Annotated in this window: 24 protein-coding genes, 1 other RNA gene and 1 riboswitch; of the genes, 12 read left to right on the top strand and 13 right to left on the bottom strand. The window is 69.1% G+C overall.

What is annotated here, in order from left to right; all coding sequences use genetic code 11:
* Positions 1-125: 125 nt before the first annotated feature.
* Together AB3K92_RS35920 and lgt are read left to right on the top strand one after the other, a co-directional pair.
* Positions 126-1040 (top strand): LysR substrate-binding domain-containing protein, encoded by a 915-nt coding sequence (locus AB3K92_RS35920; RefSeq protein ID WP_369466748.1) that lies wholly within the window; start codon positions 126-128, stop codon positions 1038-1040.
* 89 nt (positions 1041-1129) lie between these two features.
* Entirely contained in the window at positions 1130-2020 is an 891-nt protein-coding gene (gene lgt, locus AB3K92_RS35915) for a prolipoprotein diacylglyceryl transferase (RefSeq protein ID WP_048022580.1), read from the top strand.
* 110 nt (positions 2021-2130) lie between these two features.
* On the opposite strand, the gene AB3K92_RS35910 is transcribed toward lgt, so the two are convergent.
* From AB3K92_RS35910 to AB3K92_RS35890, 5 genes are all read right to left on the bottom strand, one after another.
* On the bottom strand, positions 2131-2871 hold the full coding sequence (locus AB3K92_RS35910) for an SIMPL domain-containing protein (RefSeq protein WP_048022579.1): 741 nt from the start codon (positions 2869-2871) through the stop codon (positions 2131-2133).
* 189 nt (positions 2872-3060) lie between these two features.
* Positions 3061-3522 (bottom strand): EVE domain-containing protein, encoded by a 462-nt coding sequence (locus AB3K92_RS35905; protein WP_059554455.1) that lies wholly within the window; start codon positions 3520-3522, stop codon positions 3061-3063.
* Positions 3523-3593: 71 nt separating this feature from the next.
* Positions 3594-3775: non-coding RNA, 6S RNA (gene ssrS, locus AB3K92_RS35900), on the bottom strand.
* Between the two features lie 81 nt (positions 3776-3856).
* Positions 3857-4171: a cell division protein ZapA gene (locus AB3K92_RS35895; RefSeq protein ID WP_011352906.1), complete on the bottom strand. Its 315-nt coding sequence runs from the start codon at positions 4169-4171 to the stop codon at positions 3857-3859.
* The gene (locus AB3K92_RS35890; RefSeq protein WP_021160796.1) at positions 4168-4518 is read right to left on the bottom strand and encodes a hypothetical protein; all 351 of its coding nucleotides are present in this window, start codon (positions 4516-4518) and stop codon (positions 4168-4170) included. The genes AB3K92_RS35895 and AB3K92_RS35890 overlap by 4 nt, the downstream gene beginning before the upstream one ends.
* 154 nt (positions 4519-4672) lie before the next feature.
* Positions 4673-4927: riboswitch (cobalamin riboswitch) on the top strand.
* A 64-nt stretch (positions 4928-4991) separates the two neighbouring features.
* Between AB3K92_RS35890 and AB3K92_RS35885 the strand changes: the two genes are divergently transcribed.
* Genes AB3K92_RS35885 through cobC form a run of 6 tightly spaced genes read left to right on the top strand, consistent with a single transcriptional unit; the run spans position 4992 to position 9463 of the window.
* The gene (locus AB3K92_RS35885; protein ID WP_369466747.1) at positions 4992-5213 is read left to right on the top strand and encodes a hypothetical protein; all 222 of its coding nucleotides are present in this window, start codon (positions 4992-4994) and stop codon (positions 5211-5213) included.
* Positions 5210-6208, top strand: a complete 999-nt coding sequence (locus AB3K92_RS35880) for an iron ABC transporter permease (protein ID WP_021160798.1) — start codon at positions 5210-5212, stop codon at positions 6206-6208. Before AB3K92_RS35885 ends, AB3K92_RS35880 begins: the two co-directional genes overlap by 4 nt.
* Positions 6205-7020, top strand: coding sequence for an ABC transporter ATP-binding protein (locus AB3K92_RS35875; RefSeq protein ID WP_369466746.1), 816 nt, complete (start codon positions 6205-6207; stop codon positions 7018-7020). Before AB3K92_RS35880 ends, AB3K92_RS35875 begins: the two co-directional genes overlap by 4 nt.
* Positions 7021-7072: 52 nt before the next feature.
* On the top strand, positions 7073-8128 hold the full coding sequence (gene cobT / locus AB3K92_RS35870; protein WP_042975791.1) for a nicotinate-nucleotide--dimethylbenzimidazole phosphoribosyltransferase: 1056 nt from the start codon (positions 7073-7075) through the stop codon (positions 8126-8128).
* On the top strand, positions 8118-8894 hold the full coding sequence (locus AB3K92_RS35865; RefSeq protein WP_369466745.1) for an adenosylcobinamide-GDP ribazoletransferase: 777 nt from the start codon (positions 8118-8120) through the stop codon (positions 8892-8894). Before cobT ends, AB3K92_RS35865 begins: the two co-directional genes overlap by 11 nt.
* Positions 8879-9463, top strand: coding sequence for an alpha-ribazole phosphatase (cobC, locus tag AB3K92_RS35860; protein ID WP_048022577.1), 585 nt, complete (start codon positions 8879-8881; stop codon positions 9461-9463). Before AB3K92_RS35865 ends, cobC begins: the two co-directional genes overlap by 16 nt.
* A gap of 103 nt (positions 9464-9566) precedes the next feature.
* Here cobC and AB3K92_RS35855 read toward each other — a convergent pair whose 3' ends face one another.
* The 4 genes from AB3K92_RS35855 to cobU are packed head-to-tail and all read right to left on the bottom strand — an operon-like array spanning position 9567 to position 12985.
* A complete protein-coding gene (locus AB3K92_RS35855; RefSeq protein ID WP_369466744.1) occupies positions 9567-10484 on the bottom strand; it encodes a cobalamin-binding protein in 918 nt (305 codons plus the stop codon).
* The gene (gene cobD, locus AB3K92_RS35850) at positions 10481-11500 is read right to left on the bottom strand and encodes a threonine-phosphate decarboxylase CobD (RefSeq protein ID WP_060375936.1); all 1020 of its coding nucleotides are present in this window, start codon (positions 11498-11500) and stop codon (positions 10481-10483) included. The genes AB3K92_RS35855 and cobD overlap by 4 nt, the downstream gene beginning before the upstream one ends.
* The gene (gene cbiB / locus AB3K92_RS35845) at positions 11493-12437 is read right to left on the bottom strand and encodes an adenosylcobinamide-phosphate synthase CbiB (RefSeq protein WP_059484662.1); all 945 of its coding nucleotides are present in this window, start codon (positions 12435-12437) and stop codon (positions 11493-11495) included. Before cbiB ends, cobD begins: the two co-directional genes overlap by 8 nt.
* Positions 12431-12985 (bottom strand): bifunctional adenosylcobinamide kinase/adenosylcobinamide-phosphate guanylyltransferase, encoded by a 555-nt coding sequence (gene cobU / locus AB3K92_RS35840; protein ID WP_048022573.1) that lies wholly within the window; start codon positions 12983-12985, stop codon positions 12431-12433. The genes cbiB and cobU overlap by 7 nt, the downstream gene beginning before the upstream one ends.
* A 74-nt stretch (positions 12986-13059) precedes the next feature.
* On the opposite strand from cobU, the gene AB3K92_RS35835 reads away from it, so the two are divergent.
* The 4 genes from AB3K92_RS35835 to AB3K92_RS35820 all read left to right on the top strand — a co-directional run bounded on the left by AB3K92_RS35835 (position 13060) and on the right by AB3K92_RS35820 (position 16174).
* Entirely contained in the window at positions 13060-14562 is a 1503-nt protein-coding gene (locus AB3K92_RS35835) for a cobyric acid synthase (protein ID WP_060059058.1), read from the top strand.
* Positions 14563-14643: 81 nt separating this feature from the next.
* A complete protein-coding gene (locus AB3K92_RS35830; protein WP_165581354.1) occupies positions 14644-14784 on the top strand; it encodes a hypothetical protein in 141 nt (46 codons plus the stop codon).
* A gap of 149 nt (positions 14785-14933) precedes the next feature.
* Entirely contained in the window at positions 14934-15347 is a 414-nt protein-coding gene (locus AB3K92_RS35825) for a DoxX family protein (protein ID WP_060304516.1), read from the top strand.
* A 158-nt stretch (positions 15348-15505) separates the two neighbouring features.
* Entirely contained in the window at positions 15506-16174 is a 669-nt protein-coding gene (locus AB3K92_RS35820) for a ParA family protein (protein ID WP_059496656.1), read from the top strand.
* A gap of 150 nt (positions 16175-16324) precedes the next feature.
* Here the strand turns inward: AB3K92_RS35820 and panD are convergent, their stop codons facing one another.
* The 4 genes from panD to AB3K92_RS35800 all read right to left on the bottom strand — a co-directional run bounded on the left by panD (position 16325) and on the right by AB3K92_RS35800 (position 18947).
* Positions 16325-16711: an aspartate 1-decarboxylase gene (gene panD / locus AB3K92_RS35815; protein WP_059618825.1), complete on the bottom strand. Its 387-nt coding sequence runs from the start codon at positions 16709-16711 to the stop codon at positions 16325-16327.
* A 45-nt stretch (positions 16712-16756) separates the two neighbouring features.
* On the bottom strand, positions 16757-17596 hold the full coding sequence (gene panC / locus AB3K92_RS35810; RefSeq protein ID WP_021164249.1) for a pantoate--beta-alanine ligase: 840 nt from the start codon (positions 17594-17596) through the stop codon (positions 16757-16759).
* Between the two features lie 285 nt (positions 17597-17881).
* Positions 17882-18754 carry a ScpA family protein gene (locus AB3K92_RS35805; protein WP_021164248.1) on the bottom strand — a complete coding sequence of 291 codons (873 nt, stop codon included), beginning with the start codon at positions 18752-18754 and terminating at the stop codon, positions 17882-17884.
* A gap of 4 nt (positions 18755-18758) precedes the next feature.
* Complete coding sequence (locus AB3K92_RS35800; protein ID WP_006478107.1) at positions 18759-18947, bottom strand: DUF3460 family protein; 189 nt, start codon at positions 18945-18947, stop codon at positions 18759-18761.
* Positions 18948-19026: the final 79 nt, after the last annotated feature.

Here is a 19026-nt window from a genome sequence, read left to right as displayed (position 1 = left end):
CGTAGTCTGGGCAGCGCCGGTGCACGGCGCGCGCCGGTTCGGATCAGTCAAGCATGGAGTTTCCGGATTGGGATGTCCAATATATTATTTGTCGCCTATTAAGTCGTTTTATGAATGAAGGACGCATGGCTGATCCGACTCCCGACCTGCGCCAGTGGCGCTATTTCGCGACCGTTGCGGACGAGCGCCATTTCGGCCGCGCGGCCGAACGCCTGTCGATGACGCAGCCGCCGCTGTCGCAGGCGATCCGCGCGCTCGAGGACACGCTCGGCGTCGCGCTGTTCGTGCGCAGCAAGCGTTCGGTGGCGCTGACGGCGGTTGGTGCCGCACTGTTGCCCGAGGTGCGCCGGCTGCTTGCGTCGGCCGATGCGTTGCCGCCGCTGGCGCGACGGCTCGCGCGCGGCGAGGCCGGCTCGTTGTCGCTCGCGTTCGTGTCGACCGCCGATTACGGGCTGCTTCCCTCGCTGCTGCGGGCGTTCGGCGCGCGTTATCCGCAGGTGCGCCTGCAACTCGCGGAGGCGACGAGCGACGTGCAGATCGACGAACTCGTCGCCGGCCGCATCGATGCGGGGCTCGTCATTCCGCCCGTGCCGCCGCGCCACGCGGCCGGGCTGTCGTACCTGCCCGTCCTGCGCGAGCCGCTGGTGATCGCGATGCCGGCGGCCGCGAGCGACGCGCCTGAAGACGAGCCCGTCCATCTCGCGGAAGTCGCCGCGTTGCCGCTCGTGATCTTTCCGCGTCGTTTGGCGCCCGGCTTTTATGACATCATTACGGGCTGCTACGGCGCGGCGGGGGAAACCCCGTGCATCGGCCAGGAGGCGATCCAGATGCAGACGATCGTCAGCCTCGTGTCGGCCGGCATGGGCGTCGCACTGGTGCCGCAATCGCTGCGTAACCTGCGGCGCACCGGTGTGGTCTACCGGCCGCTCGCCGGTCACGCGCCGGTCGTCGAGACGGGCCTCGTGTGGCGTACCGGCGACGTGAGCCCCGTGCTGGCCGGCTTCCTCGACGTCGTGTGCGCGCAGGGGCTCGCCACATGACGTGAACGATGGCGCGCCGGAGCCGTCCAACGCGCGGTGCTGCGCGTGTGCGACGGCCGTACCGCATTCGAAAACTTCTTCGCTAACCCATGATCATTCACCCGAATTTCGACCCCGTTGCGATCCATCTCGGGCCGCTGGCCGTGCGCTGGTACGGGCTCATGTATCTCGTCGGCTTCATCGCGGCGATCGTCGTCGGCCGGATCCGCCTGAAGCTGCCGCACGTCGCGGCGCAGGGCTGGACCGTGAAGGACATCGACGACATGATGTTCTACGGCGTGCTCGGCACCGTGCTCGGCGGCCGCCTCGGCTACGTGCTGTTCTACAAGGCCGATTTCTACTTCTCGCATCCGCTCGACGTGTTCAAGGTGTGGGAGGGCGGCATGTCGTTTCACGGCGGCTTCCTCGGCGTGACGCTCGCGATGATGCTGTTCGCGTGGCAGCGCAAGCGCCATTGGCTGCAGGTCACCGATTTCGTCGCGCCGATGGTGCCGACGGGGCTCGCGGCCGGGCGGCTCGGCAACTTCATCAACGGTGAACTGTGGGGCCGCGTGACCGATCCGTCCGCACCGTGGGCGATGCTGTTCCCGGGCGCGATGCGCGACGATGCGGCATGGTTGCCGAAGCATCCGGAACTCGTCGAGAAGTGGCATCTCGCCGACGTGTTCATGCAATACCAGATGCTGCCGCGTCATCCTTCGCAGCTCTATGAAATTGCGCTCGAAGGCATCGTGCTGTTCTTCGCGCTGTTCCTCTTCGCGCGCAAGTCTCGGCCGATGGGCGCCGTGTCCGCGCTGTTCCTGATCGGCTACGGCCTCGCGCGCTTCACGGTGGAGTTCGCGCGCGAACCCGACGATTTCCTCGGCCTGCTCGCGCTCGGCCTGTCGATGGGGCAGTGGCTGTCGCTGCCGATGATCATCGCGGGCATCGCGTTGATGGTCTGGGCGTATCGCCGCCGCGCGGCGAATGCCGTTGCGTGAGGTGATGGCGATGCACGCGCGATCGGCGCGTGCATGGTCCCATGCATTGAAATGAAAAACGCCGGCCTTCGGGCCGGCGTTTTTCATTTCGGACTGCCGCGCGCTGCGCGTTACTTCATCTGCACGGAACCGTTGACGGTGACCGACACGGTGGCCTTGCCGCCTTCGACCGCGATGGGTGCGCTCATCTTCGCGCTGTCCATCGGTGCCGCGGCCATTGCCATCATGCGCGGATACGGCTGCACGTTGCGGCCGCCGCCGACGTTCACGTCGCGGATCGTGTAGCTGCTGTAGCCGAATGCCTTCGCGGCTTCGTCCGCGCGGGCGCGGAACGACTTGATCGCCTCGGTCGTCAGCTTCTGCTCGGCTGCGCGCTGCGCTTCGGGCGACAGCGAGAACTCGACGTTCGCGACCTGCATCAGGTTCGACAACTGGCCGGCCAGCTTCGACGCCGCGGCGAAATCGCGCGATTCGAGCGCGACCTCGGTGCGGCCGCGCCATGCGGAAATCTTGCCGTCGCGATCGGTGCTCGGATAGACGGAGAATGCGCCCGTGTGTGCCGTGACGCCCGATACGCTTTTCGCCTGCGACAGGGCTGCGTCGGCACGCTGGTTCAACTGCGCGGTGAGGCTGCCCGGATCCTTGGCCTGCTGCTCGTAGAACAGCGTGATGTGGATGATGTCCTGCGGCACGTCGGCGCTGGCCTGCGACGACAGCGACAGCACGCCTGCCGGCTCCGGAAAGTGCGGGTTCGCGGCCTGCGCGTGCGCGGCGGGTGACGCGAGCGTCAGCGCGACGGGAACGGCGGCGGCAAGGGCGAGCGACAGCGCGAGTGCGGATTTCTTGGTCATTGTTGGACTCCTTGTGCGAGGGCGCGCACGCGGATCACGCGTGCGCGACGCGGGCGTACCGCGCGACGAAAAGAACGACGGCCGGCTTGATCGGCCGGCAGCGGTTGCTTAGGCCGCGCGAAAGTGCCGCGAGTTCCGTGGCGGCCGCGCATACTGACCAGATTTGACGTTTGGCGTGCGCCTGCTTGCCTACTTCATCAGCTTTTCGGTGATGAACCGCCATTCGGCGCGCGTGACGGGCGTGATCGACAGCCGGTTGCCGCGCGCGAGCACGCGCATGTCGGCGAGTTCGTCGTGTTCGCGCAGCGCAGCGAGCGGCACGAGCGGCGATTTTTTCACGTAGCGCACGTCGACGAGCAGCCAGCGCGGTGCTTCCCGGGTCGACTTCGGATCGTAATAGGGGCTTTTCGGATCGAACTGCGTGGGGTCGGGGTAGGGCGTCGACGATACTTCGGCGAGGCCCGCGATGCCCGGCTCGGGGCAGCTCGAGTGATAGAACAGCACGCCGTCGCCGATCTTCATCGTGTCGCGCATGAAATTGCGCGCCTGATAATTGCGCACGCCCGTCCACGGCAGCGAGTGCTGCGGTGCGTTGGCGAGATCGTCGATGCTTGCTTCGTCCGGTTCGGACTTCATCAGCCAGTATTGCATGGATCGTGATCGACGCAGAAAGAGGCTGCTACAAAAGAAAACGGCACCGGGCTTCGCCCGATGCCGTTGGATAGGCCCCCGCCTTGGCCGCTAGGCCGGCATCCTGAACCTGAGGTTCAGAATTGGTCGCAGTTAGCAGCACTTCGGGTACATCAGACAGAGTGACGCGCGCGCCCGTGCTACAAATTTCCGCAACCGTGCACATGGCATTGGTTCAAGGAATATATGACCTTGGCGAACCAGGCAGGGAAGCTGACTGAACTGTGATTCGATGCGCCAATTTGACCACCGTTGATCGCCGAGATCAAGGGGAATCGACGCATCGATTAAAACGTTACTGCGTCTCGTGCTGTGCGAGCACCGCGCCGAGCTGTTCATTCATCTGGTGCATTGTACGACGGATTTCCTCCGCCGGAAATGCTTCACCGTGCCGCACGCTCGTTTGCAGCCGCAGCAATTCGGACGCGAGCGACAGCGCCGCCATCACGGCGATGCGATCGGTGCCGCGTACCGAGCTGTTCGAGCGGATTTTCGACATTTCGGCGTCGACGCGCGCGACCGCTTCGAGCAGTGCCGCTTCGGTCTCGGCCGAGCAGGCGAGCCGATAGGCCTGACCGAGAATCGAGACTTCGATCTGCTTGGTGCTCATGCATGTTCTCCGTGGCTGGCCGCGTCATCGCCATCCGTACGCGCCTGCGCATCCAGCAGGTCGAGCTGGTTGTCGGCTTGCTCCGCACTTTTCGAGCGCGGCAGCTTTTCGAGAATCGCGTTCAGTTTCACCTGGGCGTCGTCGATCTTTGCCGACAGCGTGTCGCGCTCGGCCGCGAGCGCATTGCGTTCGTCGCGCAGTTGCGCGAGTTCCGCGCGGACCGTGTCCGCGTCCGCGCGCAATTGCGCGACCTGCTCCTCGAGCGCGAGCCGTTCCGAGTGATAGCGCTTGTTCAGCGAAATCAGACGGCCAATATTTTGAGATAGGGTTTCGAGTTCGTTGAGCATTTGCTGCGTCCTCTAAAGACCCAGCATTTTAGCGCGGAATAACGCGCAAACCGACATCTGTAACGTTTCCAGTCGTAACACCCCTGCTTCTTGCCGCGAATCGGCGCGTCACGTGCGTGCCCGGATGCTTCCTTGACGCTCGTGCGACCCGCTCCTAAACTGGCGCCGCCTCGGTGCTCGCGCGTGCAACGCGCGGTTAAACGGGAAGCAGGGCGCGGGCTCCGCCAGGACGCCGCCAACCTGCGCTGCCCCCGCAACGGTAAGCGGCCGCGTTGCATGACGCAGGCCGGCTCGGGCGCGTTCCGCATGCACGTTGCGCATGCGGACGCGGGCCACTGCGCGTCTTCGCGCGGGAAGGCGAGCCGGATCGCCGCCAGCCCGGATACCGGCCGAGGCGGGGAGCCCGAACGGGCTTCGTGACGCACGGCCCGCGGGGAAGCGGGGCGTGCAGTGCTTCACGGGATTGATCTTCAATGCTGACCCCAATCGTCGGCGGCGCCGATTTCTGCCATCTTGATGACGTTCTCGAACCGGGCGACCACCGGAAGGTCGTCGCGCGCGTCGACCACCTGACCGCAAGGATCACGAGCTTGGCTATGCCTGCAACACGCTGCACTGCGCCGATGTCGCGTCCGGCCCGCAGCGGTGGCGCGTCGATGCGCGCAGTGTCGTCCGTCGCGCGGAGGGCCGCATGAGCGCCGCACGCGCCACCGCGATCTGGGCCGCATTGGCCGCGGCGGTCGCGTTGCTGTTCGTCGCGTCGCTGTCGATCGGCAGCGTGCCGATGTCGCCGTGGCAGGCGCTCGCGTCGCTCGTGCCGCATGGCGGCGACGCGCTGTTCGCCGACATCGTCCGCACGCTGCGCCTGCCGCGCGCGCTCGCGGGCTTCGCGTGCGGTGCGCTGCTCGCGCTGGCCGGCTCGTTGTTGCAGGTGTTGCTGCGCAACCCGCTCGCCGATCCGTACGTGCTCGGCGTGTCCGGCGGCGCGGCCGGCTTCGCGCTCGTCGCGATGATCGCGGGCGGCGCATGGTGGCTCGTCGATGTGTCGGCGTTTGCCGGCTCGCTCGTGTCGGTCGCGCTCGTGCTCGGACTCGCGCGCCGCGAGCTGGGGCGCGGCGAGTCGCGCGATGCGTCGCCGCGGCTGCTGCTCACGGGCGTCGTGATCGCGGCAGGGTGGGGCGCGCTCGTCACGCTGCTGCTGTCGCTCGCGCCCGATGCGCGGCTGCGCGGCATCATCTTCTGGCTGACGGGCGACCTGAACGGCGTGAGCACACCGTGGTTCGCGTGGGGCGCGCTGCTGCTGGCCGCGTGCATCGCACTGCCGGCCGCGCCGCAACTGAACGTGCTGCTGCGCGGCGATGCGACGGCGCTCGCGCTCGGCGTGCCCGTGGCGCGCCTGCGTGTGCGGATCTATCTCGTCGCGTCGCTGGCCGCCGCGGCCGCAGTGACGACCGCCGGCACGATCGGCTTCGTCGGCCTCGTCGTGCCGCACGCGCTGCGGCTCGCATTCGGCAACGACCAGCGGATGTTGCTGCCGGCCGCGATGCTCGCGGGCGGCGGCGGCGTGATGGCCGCCGACCTGCTCGCACGCACCGCGATCGCGCCCGCGCAACTGCCGGTCGGCGTGATGACCGCGTTGATCGGCGTGCCGGTGTTCCTGTGGATGTTGCTCAGGAGGCCGATGCGATGACCCGTGCCGCATTGCGCGCCAGCGGCGACGAGATGAGCTGCGCGGCCGTCGGCCTGACGCTGAAGGCTGGCGCGCGCACGCTGCTCGACGGCTTCACGAAGGCATTCCGTCCGGGCGAGATCTGGTGCATCGCCGGGCCGAACGGCGCAGGCAAGACGACGCTGCTTGCGACCCTCGCGGGGCTGCAGCCGCCGGCCGGCGGACACGTCGCGATCGACGGCCGGCCGCTTTCCGCATGGCCGCCCGCGCAGCTCGCGCAGCTCCGCGCGCTGATGCCGCAGCAACTGCACGACGCATTCAGCGCGACCGTGTTCGATACGGTGTTGCTCAACCGCTTTCCGTATCTCGGCGGCTGGGGCTGGGAGCGCGACGGCGACCGTGCGGCCGCGCGCGACGCGCTGGCGACCTTCGACCTGACCGCGCTTGCGTCGCGCGACGTGCTGTCGCTGTCGGGCGGCGAGCGGCAGCGCGTCGCGCTGGCCGCGACGCTGTGCCAGGACGCGCCGTTGATGCTGCTCGACGAACCGCTCGCGCATCTCGACCTGCATCACCAGATCGATTGCCTGACCGCGCTGGCCGCCTGGCTCGACGCGGGCCCGCGCACGGTGCTGTTCTCGTGCCATGATCTGAATCTCGCGCGGCGTTTCGCGACGCATGCGCTGTTGCTCGACGGCCGTGGCCACGCGTGGGCCGGCCCCGTGCACGACGTGCTGACACCCGAGCGCGCGAGCGATGCGTTCGGTTATCCGCTCGTGCTGATCCGCGAGAACGGCCGCGACGCGCTGCTGCCGGCGTGGCCCGAGCGACAATGACATTTCCTTTTCCGATGCGCGGTGCACGCCGCGCCCACGACATGGCTTCCCGATGACGACCCCGACCCACTTCCCGCCCGCGATCGCACCGCTCGACGACGTGCTGCGCAAGCGCCTGCAGCATGTGATCGACCACAAGACCAAGCCGCCGGGCAGCCTCGGCCAGCTCGAGGCAGTCGCGCTGCAGGTCGGCCTGATCCAGCACACCGAGCGGCCGGTCGTGCAGCGTCCCGTGATGATCGTGTTCGCCGGCGATCACGGGATTGCCGCCGAAGGCGTGAGCCCCTATCCGCAAGCGGTGACCGCACAGATGGTCGCGAACTTCCTCGCCGGCGGCGCGGCGATCAACGCGTTCTCGGGCGTCGCGCAGAGCACGCTCGAGATCGTCGATGCGGGCGTCGCGTCGCCGCTGCCGCTGTCCGACCGCCTGGTGTCGCTGCCGGTCGCGCGCGGCACGCGCAACTTCGCGACGGAACCGGCGATGACGCGCGACGAGGCGATGACGGCACTCGCAGCCGGTGCGGCGCGCGTGCGCCTGCATGCGTCGCTCGGCACGAACGTGATCGGCTTCGGCGAGATGGGGATCGCGAACACGTCGTCGGCCGCGTGCCTGATGAGCCGCCTGCTCGGCGTGCCGATCGACGCGTGTGTCGGGCGCGGCACGGGCCTCGACGACCAGGGCCTCGCGCACAAGCGCGCGGTGCTCGGCCGTGCGCTCGTCAAGCACTCGCACGCGATTGCGCCGCTCGACGTGCTCGCGACGTTCGGCGGCTTCGAGATCGCGATGATGACGGGCGCGTATCTCGCGGCGGCGAGCGAACGGATGACGATCCTCGTCGACGGCTTCATCGCGACGGCCGCATTGCTCGTCGCCGAGCGCATCGCGCCCGGCGTGCGCGACTACTGCGTGTTCTCGCATACGTCGCACGAGGCCGGGCACCGGCGCATGCTCGAGCATTTCGGCGCGAAGCCGCTGCTCGCGCTCGACCTGCGGCTCGGCGAAGGCACGGGCGCGGCGCTCGCGCTGCCGCTCGTGCGTGCGGCTGCCGCGTTCCTCACGGAAATGGCGAGCTTCGAATCCGCCGGCGTCGACGATCGTGACGCCTGATCGCGCGCGCGGCGTGCGGGCCGAACTGCGCTACTTTTTCGTCGCGCTCGGCTACTTCACGCGTGTGCCCGTGCCGCGCGCGATCGGCTACGCGGCCGGCGATCTCGACCAGGCCGCGCGATATTTCCCGCTCGTCGGCGCATGCGTCGGCGCGTGGGGCGCGCTCGTGTATCTGGTCGCGCTGCGCGCGCTGCCCGTGTCGATCGCGGTCGGGCTGTCGATGGCCGCCACGCTGCTCGCCACGGGGGCCTTCCACGAGGACGGCCTCGCCGACAGCTGCGATGCGTTCGGCGGCGGCTATACGCGCGACGACGTGCTGCGCATCATGCACGACTCGCGGATCGGCACGTTCGGTGCGGTCGCGCTCGTGATCGCGCTCGGCGTGAAATGGCAGGCGCTCGCGTCGATGCTGCCGCTGCGCGCCGCATGGACGATGATCGCCGCGCACGCGGCGAGCCGTGCGGCGGCCGTGAGCCTGCTGATGACGCTCGATTACGTGCGGCCCGAAGGCAAGGCGAAACCGGTCGCGCAACGGATGAGCGCGCGCGCGGCGTGTGTCGCCGCGCTGTTCGGATTCCCGTGGCTGTTCTGGCCCGACTGGCGCATGGGCGTCGCCGCCTGCGTGGCGCTCGTACTCGTGCGCGCGTGGGCAGCCCGCTATTTCGTGAAGCGGATCGGCGGTTATACCGGCGACTGTCTCGGCTTCACGCAACAACTGTGCGAACTGGCGATCTATCTCGTGGTGCTCGGATGGACGTCGTCCTGATCCGTCATCCGGCCGTCGGTGTCGAGCCGGGCATCTGCTACGGACGCAGCGACGTGCCGCTCGCCGCGCCGGCCGACGCCGGCGCGCAGGCCGTGCGCGCACATCTGTCGCTACTCGGCGCGCCGCTTCCCGAACAGGTCTGGACGAGCCCGCTGACGCGTTGCGCGTCCGTTGCCGAGCGGATCGCGCAGGCATGCGGCGTGCCGCTGCAACGCGATGCGGACTGGCAGGAAATGGATTTCGGCGCGTGGGAGATGCGGCGCTGGGACGATATCGATCGCGCGGCACTCGATGCGTGGGCGGCCGACCTGATGCATGCGTGCGCGCATGGCGGCGAAAGCGTCGCGCGGTTCGCTGCCCGGGTCGCCCGGCGGGCCGATGCCGTCGCGCGGTTCGACCGGCCGCAATGGGCGGTCACGCATGCGGGCGTGATCCGCGTGTTCGCGGCGCACGTACTGTGCGTGCCGCTCGATACGCTGTTGTCGCGGCCGGTGCCGACCGGTGGTGTCGTCTGGCTGCGCGCGGAGGCCGCCACGGGAGCGTGGGAAGTGGTGCATTGGGACGAATAGGCGCACCAGCGTCCGCATCTGGACGACGCGGCGCGCGGTCGATCTGTCTCGAACACCGACGCATCGGGCTCAGGTGCGCGACGGGCGCGCAAGCCGCCGGAACTCAGCGCGCCGGCCGCCGCCCACGCGCGGCTTCGAGATCCTCGCACAGCGCGGCCGCGCCCTGCGCGATCCGCGGCGACGGTCGCGTCAGCAGATCGCCGTCGATCGCGAACAGGTTGTTGCGTGCCACGGCCGTCAGCGCGGGCCACGTGCGCCAGCGCGCCAGGCTCGGCAACGGTTCGTCCGTACGCGACGCCCCCGCGCTCGTCGTCACGATCGCCTCCGGATTGGCCGCGAGCACGGCCTCGTCGGTGACGGTCGGCACGAGCGGCCTGAGCGACGCGAACACGTTGCGGCCGCCGCACAGCTCGATCACGTCGTTGATCAGGTGCGCGCCATTGAGCGTCATCACCGGTCGGTCCCAGACCTGGAAGAACATCGTGACGGGCGCCCGCGCGGCATAACGTGCGCGCAGCGCCGCGATGTCGCGCGAATAGGCGGCCGCGGCCGCATCGGCAGCCGGTTGCGTGCCGAGTAGCGTGCCGAGCCGGCGCAGCGACGACGATATGTCGTCGAGGTGCTTCGGTTCGCTGAAGAACAACGGGATATGCAATGCGCGCAGCGCGTCGGTCTGCCGCTCGGCGTTGCCGTGCCGCCAGACGACGATCAGGTCGGGCTTCAGCGCGGCGATCCGCTCGAGGTCGAGCGCCTTGTTGTCGCCGACGCGCGGTATCGCTTGCGCGGCAGGCGGATAGTCGCTGTACGTGACCGTGCCGACGAGCTTTGCGCCGCCGCCGGCCGCATAGATGAGCTCGGTCGCGTGCGGCGCGAGGCTGATCACGCGCTGCGCGGGTGCAGGCAGCGTGACGGTGTTGCCGGCGTCGTCGCGCGTCGTGACGTCGGCGTGGACGAGCGGTGCGTGAACGAGTGCGGTCAGCATCGCGACCGGTGTCAGCCGGCGCAACAGGCGCGCAATCATGCGGATTCCCGTTGCAGCAGCGGCACGCAGTGCGCGAGTGCGTCGCGGAGGCGCTGCCATTCGGCTTCGCTGCCCGGCAGGCCGACGCGTACGCTCGACGGTATCGGGAAGTACCGCGTCCAGATTCCGCGTGCCGCGAGTGCCGCATGCAGTGCCGCTGCCCGCGGGTCGTCGGTCCAGCTGAAGAGCGGCGTCGCGCGGGCAGCGAAGCCGTGCGCGCGCAGCAGTGCGGCGAGCCGCTCGCCGTCGGCCGCGAGCCGCTCGCGGGCGGCGGCCTGCCATGCGCGATCGGCGAACGCCGCGGCGACCGCATGGCGTGCGGGGCCGCCGACCGTCCAGGCGCCGAGCATGTCGCGCAGCGCGACGATCTGGCCGGGGCACGCGAGCACGAAGCCTGCGCGGATGCCGGCGAGCCCGAAGAACTTGCCGACCGAACGCAGCACGACGAGCCCCGGGCGATCGACCTGCGGCGCGAGCGACTGCGTCGCGCCCGTATCGGCGAACGCCTCGTCGACGATCAGCGTGCCGCCGCGCGCCGACAGTTGCGCATGCCAGCCGAGCAGGCGTTCGGGCGGCACGAATTCGGCGGTCGGATTATTCGGATTCCCGACGATGACGTGGCGAAGCGTCGCAGGCAACGTATCGGTGCCGACGTCGAGCGCGACGACGCGATGGCCGTGTCGCGCGAAAGCGGGCGCGTATTCGCCGTACGCGAGCGTCGCGACGCCGGCGTCGCCGGCCGGCAGCAGCGCGGGCAATGCGCGGATCGCAGCCTGGCTGCCGGCCACCGGCAGCACGTGCGCGGGATCGGGCGCGTGGTAGTACTGCGCGGCGCGGGCCGCCAGGCCGTCACCGTCGTCGGGCAGCCGGCGCCATGCGTCGGCCGGGACGGGCGGCACCGGATAGCCGACCGGATTGATGCCGGTCGACAGGTCGAGCCACGTATCGTACGGAATGCCGTGGCGGCGTGCGGCTTCATGCAGGTTGCCGCCGTGAGTGATACGGGTGTCAGACATGATGGGTGGCCATGACGAGTGCGCCGCTCGCGACCAGCAGCGCGAGCCACAGGGCAAGCGTGCGCGTGACGAGCGACAACGCGGCGACGATATGGACGGCGCTCGCCGTCGCGCCGGTGCCGAGCGCCGGACGATCCTCGATCTCGCCGTGATAGACGGCCGGGCCGCCCAGCTGCACGTTCAGGCTGCCGGCGCCGGCGGCCATCACCGGGCCCGCGTTCGGGCTGTCCCAGTGGCGTGCCTGCGTGCGCCAGCAGCGCCATGCGGCGGCCGTGTCGCCGAGCAGCGCGTAGCTCGCGGCCGTCAGGCGCGCGGGAATCCAGTTGAGCGCGTCGTCGAGGCGCGCGGCGGCCCAGCCGAAGGTCAGGAAGCGCGGCGTGCGGTAGCCCCACATCGCGTCGAGCGTGTTCGCGAGCCGGAACAGCAGCGCGCCAGGGCCGCCTGCGACGACGAACCAGAACAGCGCGCCGAAGATCGCGTCGTTGCCGTTCTCGAGCGCGGATTCGACGGCCGCACGCGACAGCGCGCCTTCGTCCGCGTCGCTTGTGTCGCGCGACACGATGCGCGCGGTGAGCGTGCGGGCGGCGCCGAGGTCGCGCCGCAGCAGCGCCGCGGCGATCGGCGCGACGTGGTCGGCGAGGCTTTTCGCGCCGAGTGCGAACCACAGCAGGGCGATGTGCAGCGCGGCCGCGAGCGGCCATGGCAGCACGGCCGCGAGCCATGCCGCGACGGCGACCGGCGGCACGACCGCCGCGATCCATGCGGCGACGCCGATCACGCGGCCGCGCCGGCCCGTGTTCAGCGCGCCTTCGATGCGCGCGGCGAGGCGGCCGAACGCGACGAGCGGATGCCAGCCGGCCGGTTCGCCGATCGCGCGGTCGATGATCGCGGCCGCAACCGCGAACATCGCGACTACGGGCAGCGACAGCATCAGCATGAAGGCGCTCCCGTCTTGAGGTCGAGCGTCAGGCCGGCGACGAGCAGCGTCACGCGCGTCGCAAGCGCGGCGACACGCTGGTTCAGGCGCCCGAGTTCGTCGACGTAGCGACGCGTGACCGACCCGAGCGGCACGACGCCGAGCCCGATCTCGTTGCTGACGACGATCACCTTCGCGCGCGCGCCGCGCAACGCGTGCTCGAGCCGGTCGACCTGCGCCGCGTACTGCGCATCGTCGAGCGGTTCGCCGTCGGCCGGGCACAGCAGGTTCGTGAGCCACAGCGTCAGGCAGTCGACGAGCAGGCACGCGTGCGGATCGTCGAGCCGCGCGAGCGTGCCGGCGAGGTCGACGGGCGCGTCGGCGAACCCCCAGGCGGCCGGCCGGCGCGCGCGATGGTGCGCGATGCGCTGCGCGAATTCGGCATCGGCGGCGGTTGCGGTGGCGATGTAGGTGACGGGGCGGCCGCTGTCGGCGGCGAGGCGCTCGGCGTGCGCGCTCTTGCCCGAGCGTGCGCCGCCGAGGACGAAGGTGAGGTCGTGCGGAATCATCGCGTGATTGTAACGGCGCGGGCACACCGGCGCGGGGGATAATGCGGCCTTTGCTTCGCGACGACCTTTACACGATGAATGCACCCGAGCCGCGGCCGCGCGGCACGCTGATGATCCAGGGCACGACGTCCGACGCGGGCAAGAGCACGCTGGTCGCGGGCCTGTGCCGGCTGGCGCGCCGCGGCGGCGCGCGCGTTGCGCCGTTCAAGCCGCAGAACATGGCGCTCAACAGCGCGGTGACGGCCGACGGCGGCGAAATCGGCCGCGCGCAGGCACTGCAGGCGCTGGCCGCGGGCGTTGCGCCGCATACGGATTTCAACCCCGTGCTGCTGAAGCCGACGAGCGACCGCGGCGCGCAGGTGATCATTCACGGCAAGGCGCGCATGAACCTCGATGCGCGCGCGTATCACGGCTACAAGCCGGTCGCGTTCGAAGCGGTGCTCGAGTCGTACGCGCGCCTGCGCGCCGGCTACGACACGGTGATCGTCGAGGGCGCGGGGAGCCCGGCCGAGATCAACCTGCGCGAAGGCGACATCGCGAACATGGGGTTTGCCGAACGCGTCGACTGCCCGGTCGTGCTCGTCGCCGACATTGACCGCGGCGGCGTGTTCGCGCACCTCGTCGGCACGCTCGCGTGCCTGTCGGACAGCGAGCGTGCACGCGTGCGCGGCTTCGTGATCAACCGCTTCCGCGGCGACGTCAAGCTGCTCGAACCGGGGCTCGACTGGCTGCGTGCGCAGACGGGCAAGCCCGTGTTCGGGGTGCTGCCGTACCTGCACGGCCTGCTGCTCGACGCCGAGGACATGCTGCCCGCACAGGCGCGCAGCGCTGCCGCACGCGGCGATGCCGGCCTGCTGCGCGTCGTCGTGCCGGCGCTGCCGCGCATCAGCAACCACACCGATTTCGACCCGCTGCGCGCGCATCCGCAGGTCGAATTCACGTACTGGAAGAGCGGCCCCGTCCCGGATGCCGACCTCCTAATCCTGCCCGGTTCGAAGAGCGTGCAGCGCGATCTCGCATGGCTGCGCGACGCGGGTTGGGACACGCTGATCCGTCGCCATCTGCGCTACGGCGGCAAGGTGATCGGCATCTGCGGCGGGATGCAGATGCTCGGCCGCACGCTCGACGATCCGCTCGGCCTCGAAGGGGCGCCCGGCAGCGTGCCGGGGCTCGGGCTGCTCGATTTCGACACGACCCTGCAGCGCGACAAGACGCTGAAGAACGTGACCGGGCATCTCGCGCTGCCGGGCGGGGCGGCCGTGCGCGGCTACGAGATCCACATGGGCGACACGCACGGGCCCGCGCTCGCGTCGCCCGCGCTGATGCTGGCAGCCGACGCCGCACCCGACGCCACACGCCCGGACGGCGCGGTGTCCGCCGATGGCCAGATTCTCGCGACCTACGTGCACGGGCTGTTCGACTCGCCCGACGCATGCGCGGCGCTGCTCGCGTGGGCCGGGCTCGACGGCGCGGAGCGCATCGACTATCCGGCGTTGCGCGAGGCATCGCTCGAGCGGCTGGCCGACTCGTTCGTCGACCATCTCGATCTCGACGCGCTGTACGCCGAGTTTCGTTGACGCGGGCCGGGCCATGCTCGCTTTTTCCGCCGGATCGCATACAACACAGGAGGGCGGATGTCCGCCTGGAGGAGTGCGACGATGAAGGCTCGATGGTGGTGGGGCATGCTGCTCGCGGCGCTGCTGGGCGTGTCGGCGGTTGCGCATGCGTGCGATTCGTCCGTACCGGGCGGCGGCCAGTCCGGTTCCGGCAACGCCACACAAGGCAAGAGCGGTTACTGAAGCAGGTCGCGGGGCATGATCGGTCATGCCCCTTTTTACGTCTCGATTGATTCCATTGGGGAATGAGTTAAAGCGAATTGGCGCGTTTATCGGTCGAATCGATTCGAATAGAGTGCGATCCATTCACACCACTCACGAAGGAATTCGCCATGAACCCCACTCGCCTCAACGATTTCGCCGCGACCCTGCTGCGCGTCGCCCTCGGCGTGCTGTACCTCGCGCACGTCGCGCAGAAGGTGTTCGTCTTCACGCTGCCCGGCACCGCGCAGTTCTTCGCGTCGATCGGCCTGCCGGGCTGGCTCGCGTACCTGACGACGTTCGTCGAACTGGCCGGCGGCCTGGCGCTGCTCGCGGGCTTCCGCGTGCGCGTCGCCGCGCTGGTGCTGCTGCCGTTCATGCTCGGCGCGACCGCCGCGCATCTGCCGAACGGCTGGAGCTTCGCGTCGCCGAACGGCGGCTGGGAATACCCGGCGTTCTGGGCCGTCACGCTCGCCGTGCAGGCGCTGCTGGGCGGCGGCGCATTCGCGCTCGGCGCACGGGAAGCCTCGGTTCAGCGTGCGTAATGGGGTAAGTGGGTAAGTCGGCGGGGTAAGCCGGCGTACGCAACGCGGCGCAACCCGTTTCGGTGACACCCCGTTTGCCGATATCATCGCTCCCTGTATCCGCAATCGAGCGGCGCCTGCCCCGCGGCAGGCGCCGCGCGGCTTTTTCGGGGGAATTCATGACGGTGATCGTGGTGGCGAATCCGAAGGGCGGCGTGGGGAAGAGCACGCTGTCCACCAATCTTGCCGGCTATTTCGCGGCGCAGGGCGCGTGGGTCGCGCTCGCCGACCTGGACCGGCAGCAGTCCGCGCATGCTTGGCTCGACCTGCGGCCGGCCGGATTGCCGGCAATCGAGGCATGGGAACTCGATCCGGACGCGCCGACGAAGCCGCCGCGCGGCCTCGAATATGCGGTGATCGATACGCCGGCCGGGCTGCACGGCAACCGGCTCAACGTCGCACTGCAACTGGCCGACAAGGTGATCGTGCCGCTGCAGCCGTCGATGTTCGATATTCTGGCCACGCAGCAGTTTCTGGAGCGCCTCGCCGGCGAGAAGGCCGTGCGCAAGGGCAGCGTCGAGGTCGGGATCGTCGGGATGCGGGTCGATGCGCGCACGCGCTCGTCGGACCAGCTTCACCGGTTCGTCGAAGGGCTCGGCCTGCCGGTGCTCGGCTACGTGCGCGACACGCAGAACTACGTGCAGATCGCCGCGCACGGCCTCACGCTGTGGGACGTCGCGAAGAGCCGGGTCGAGAAGGATCTCGAACAGTGGCGGCCGATCGTCGAATGGGCCGAACGCCGCGCGCCGAAGGCCGAGAAGACGGAGAGGGCCGCCAAGGCGTCCTGATCGCGCGGCCGCCGGGCCGGTACGCGATGAAATGATAAAGGGCCGGATCCCGTGGCACACGGCATCCGGCCCTTCGATCCTACGACCCTTCGACCGCAAGCGGCACAGCCGCTCCGCGCGCCGCGGCATGCGGGCGGCCGGCCAGTCAGGTCAGGTCCAGTTCTGCGTCGGCACGTGATCGCGGTGGCCCTTGATCTTGTTGCCGTCGTCGATGAACACGAGCTTCGGCTTCCAGCCGGCCTGAATCTCGGCGTCATCGACCATCGCGAATGCGGCGATGATCACGAGGTCGCCGAGCTGCGCGCGACGCGCGGCCGAGCCGTTCAGCGAGATCATCCCGCTGCCGCGCTCGCCCTTGATCGCGTAGGTCGAGAAACGCTCGCCGTTGTTGATGTTCCAGATGTCGATCCGTTCGTTTTCGATGAGGCCGGCCGCTTCGAGCAGGTCTTCGTCGATCGCGCACGAGCCCTCGTAATGCAGCTCGCAGTGCGTGACGGCCGCGCGGTGGATCTTCGATTTGAGCATGTGGCGCTGCATGGTGTCTCCGTGATGCGTCGTGAGAGGCGCGGGCGGGGCGGCCCGTCAGATTTCCAGGTTGTCGATGAGGCGCGTCGCGCCGAGCTTCGCGGCCGCGAGCACGACGAGCGGCTCGCCGGCTTCGAGTTCGGCGGCGCTAGGTGCGATCAGGTTCGCGCGGCGGCGGATCGCGATGTAGTCGGGCAGCCAGCCGCGCTCGGCCAGGTGCGTGCGCGCGTGATGCTCGAGCTTGCCGAGGTCGCGCTCGCCGCCGAGCACGCTGTCGCGCACGCGCTGCAGCGTTTTCGCGAGTTCGGGCGCTTCCTTGCGCTCGTCGGTCGTCAGGTAGCGGTTGCGCGACGACAGCGCGAGGCCGTCCTCGTCGCGCACGGTTTCGGCCGCGATGATCTCGACCGGCAGCGCGAGCTGCTGGCACATCCGGCGCACGATCATCAGCTGCTGGTAATCCTTCTTGCCGAACACGGCGACGCGCGGCTGCACGCAGGACATCAGCTTCGTGACGACCGTGCACACGCCGGCGAAGAAGCCGGGCCGGAATTCACCCTCGAGAATCCCGCCGAGATCGTCCGGCGGCAGCACGCGGTATTCCTGCGGTTCCGGGTACATGTCGCGTTCGGTCGGCGCGAACAGCACGTAGACGTTTTCCTGCTGCAGCTTCTCGATATCGTCCTGGAGCGTGCGCGGATACTTGTCGAAATCCTCGTTCGGGCCGAATTGCAGCCGGTTGACGAAGATGCTCGCCACGACCGGGTCGCCGTGCTGGCGCGCGAGGCGCATCAGCGACAGGTGCCCTTCGTGCAGGTTGCCCATCGTCGGCACGAACGCCGTGCGGTTCTGTCCACGCAACTGGTCGCGCAGTTCCTGGATCGAGCTGATGACTTTCATGATCGGGTAGCGGTTTCCTCGCGCATGCGCGCGTTGGCGCCGCAGCAGCGGCGTCGGGGTCGAAGCGGAGAACGCCGGCGCGCGGGCGGCGCATCGGGCGTCGGCGGATTGTAGAGGATTTGGCCGCCAAACGCATCGAAAAAAGTACGGTCGTTCACTTTTTAAGAGGGCGTGCCGGCAGCGGCCCGCGCAGTCGCGTCGGGCTGCGGCGAGGCGGCATGTGTGCCGGAATGAATCGGGAGGGCGGGAAGGGCGGGCGCGGACGTTACGCGGGCGCCAGGCCGGTTACGCGGGCAGGTACGCGAGACGCACGTAGATCGGCGCGAACGGCTCGGCCTGCGTGATCTCGAGGAGCGATTCGCGCGCGAGTTCGAGCATCGCGATGAAATTCACGACGACGACCGGCACGCCGCGCGACGTGTCGAACAGCTCGGCGAATTCCATGAAGCGCGCGTTCTGCAGCCGGCGCAGGATCAGGCTCATGTGCTCCCGCACCGACAGCTCCTCGCGGGAGATCTTGTGGTGCTGGACGAGCTTCGCGCGTTTGAGCACGTCGGCCCATGCGGCGCGCAGGTCGTCCGAATTCACGTCGGGGAAGCGCGGCGTGACGCTCTGCTCGATGTAGACCTCGGCGCGCAGGAAGTCGCGGCCGAGCTGCGGCAACTGGTCGAGCCGCTGCGCGGCGAGCTTCATCTGCTCGTATTCGAGCAGGCGGCGCACGAGTTCGGCGCGCGGATCCTCGGCTTCCTCGCCGGTGTCGGCCTTCTTGACCGGCAGCAGCATCCGCGACTTGATCTCGATCAGCATCGCGGCCATCAGCAGATACTCGGCCGCGAGCTCGAGGTTCGACGTGCGGATCTGGTCGACGTAGCCCAGATATTGCGCGGTGACCTGCGCCATCGGGATGTCGAGCACGTTGAAGTTCTGCTTGCGGATCAGGTAGAGCAGCAGGTCGAGCGGGCCTTCGAAGGTCTCGAGGAACACCTCGAGCGCATCGGGCGGGATGTAGAGATCCTGCGGCAGCTTGAACAGCGGCTCGCCGTACAGGCGAGCGAACGCCGCGACACCGTCGACCGTGTCGGGCGTCGAATCGGCGCCCGCGGGCGCGGCGATCGCGTCGTCCTGGCGGGCGGCGCTGGCCTCGTCGGCGGCGCTCACGTCGTCAGAAGTTCTGGTAGTAGACGTACGACGTTTGCTTCACGCGCGATTCCTGCTGCTCGGCGCGCTCTTCGAGGTCGATCGGCTGCTTGTCCCACAGCAGGGAACGGCCCTTGCGCTGCTCTTCCTCGAGCGTCGGCTTCTGTTGCTTGAGCTGGTTCAGGAACTGCGTGACATCGGACTGGTACGGCATGGCTGGATTTTCCGTTTCGGGCGGCGCACGATGCGCCGGATTCACGATGGCGGGATTTTACCGCAACGCGGGAACGGCC

Origin of the sequence: Burkholderia sp. Bmkn7 (assembly GCF_041103175.1) — a bacterium.
Classification (GTDB): domain Bacteria; phylum Pseudomonadota; class Gammaproteobacteria; order Burkholderiales; family Burkholderiaceae; genus Burkholderia; species Burkholderia cepacia.
Note: the sequence above shows the minus strand (reverse complement) of the source record. Positions and strands in the feature narration are given on the sequence as shown.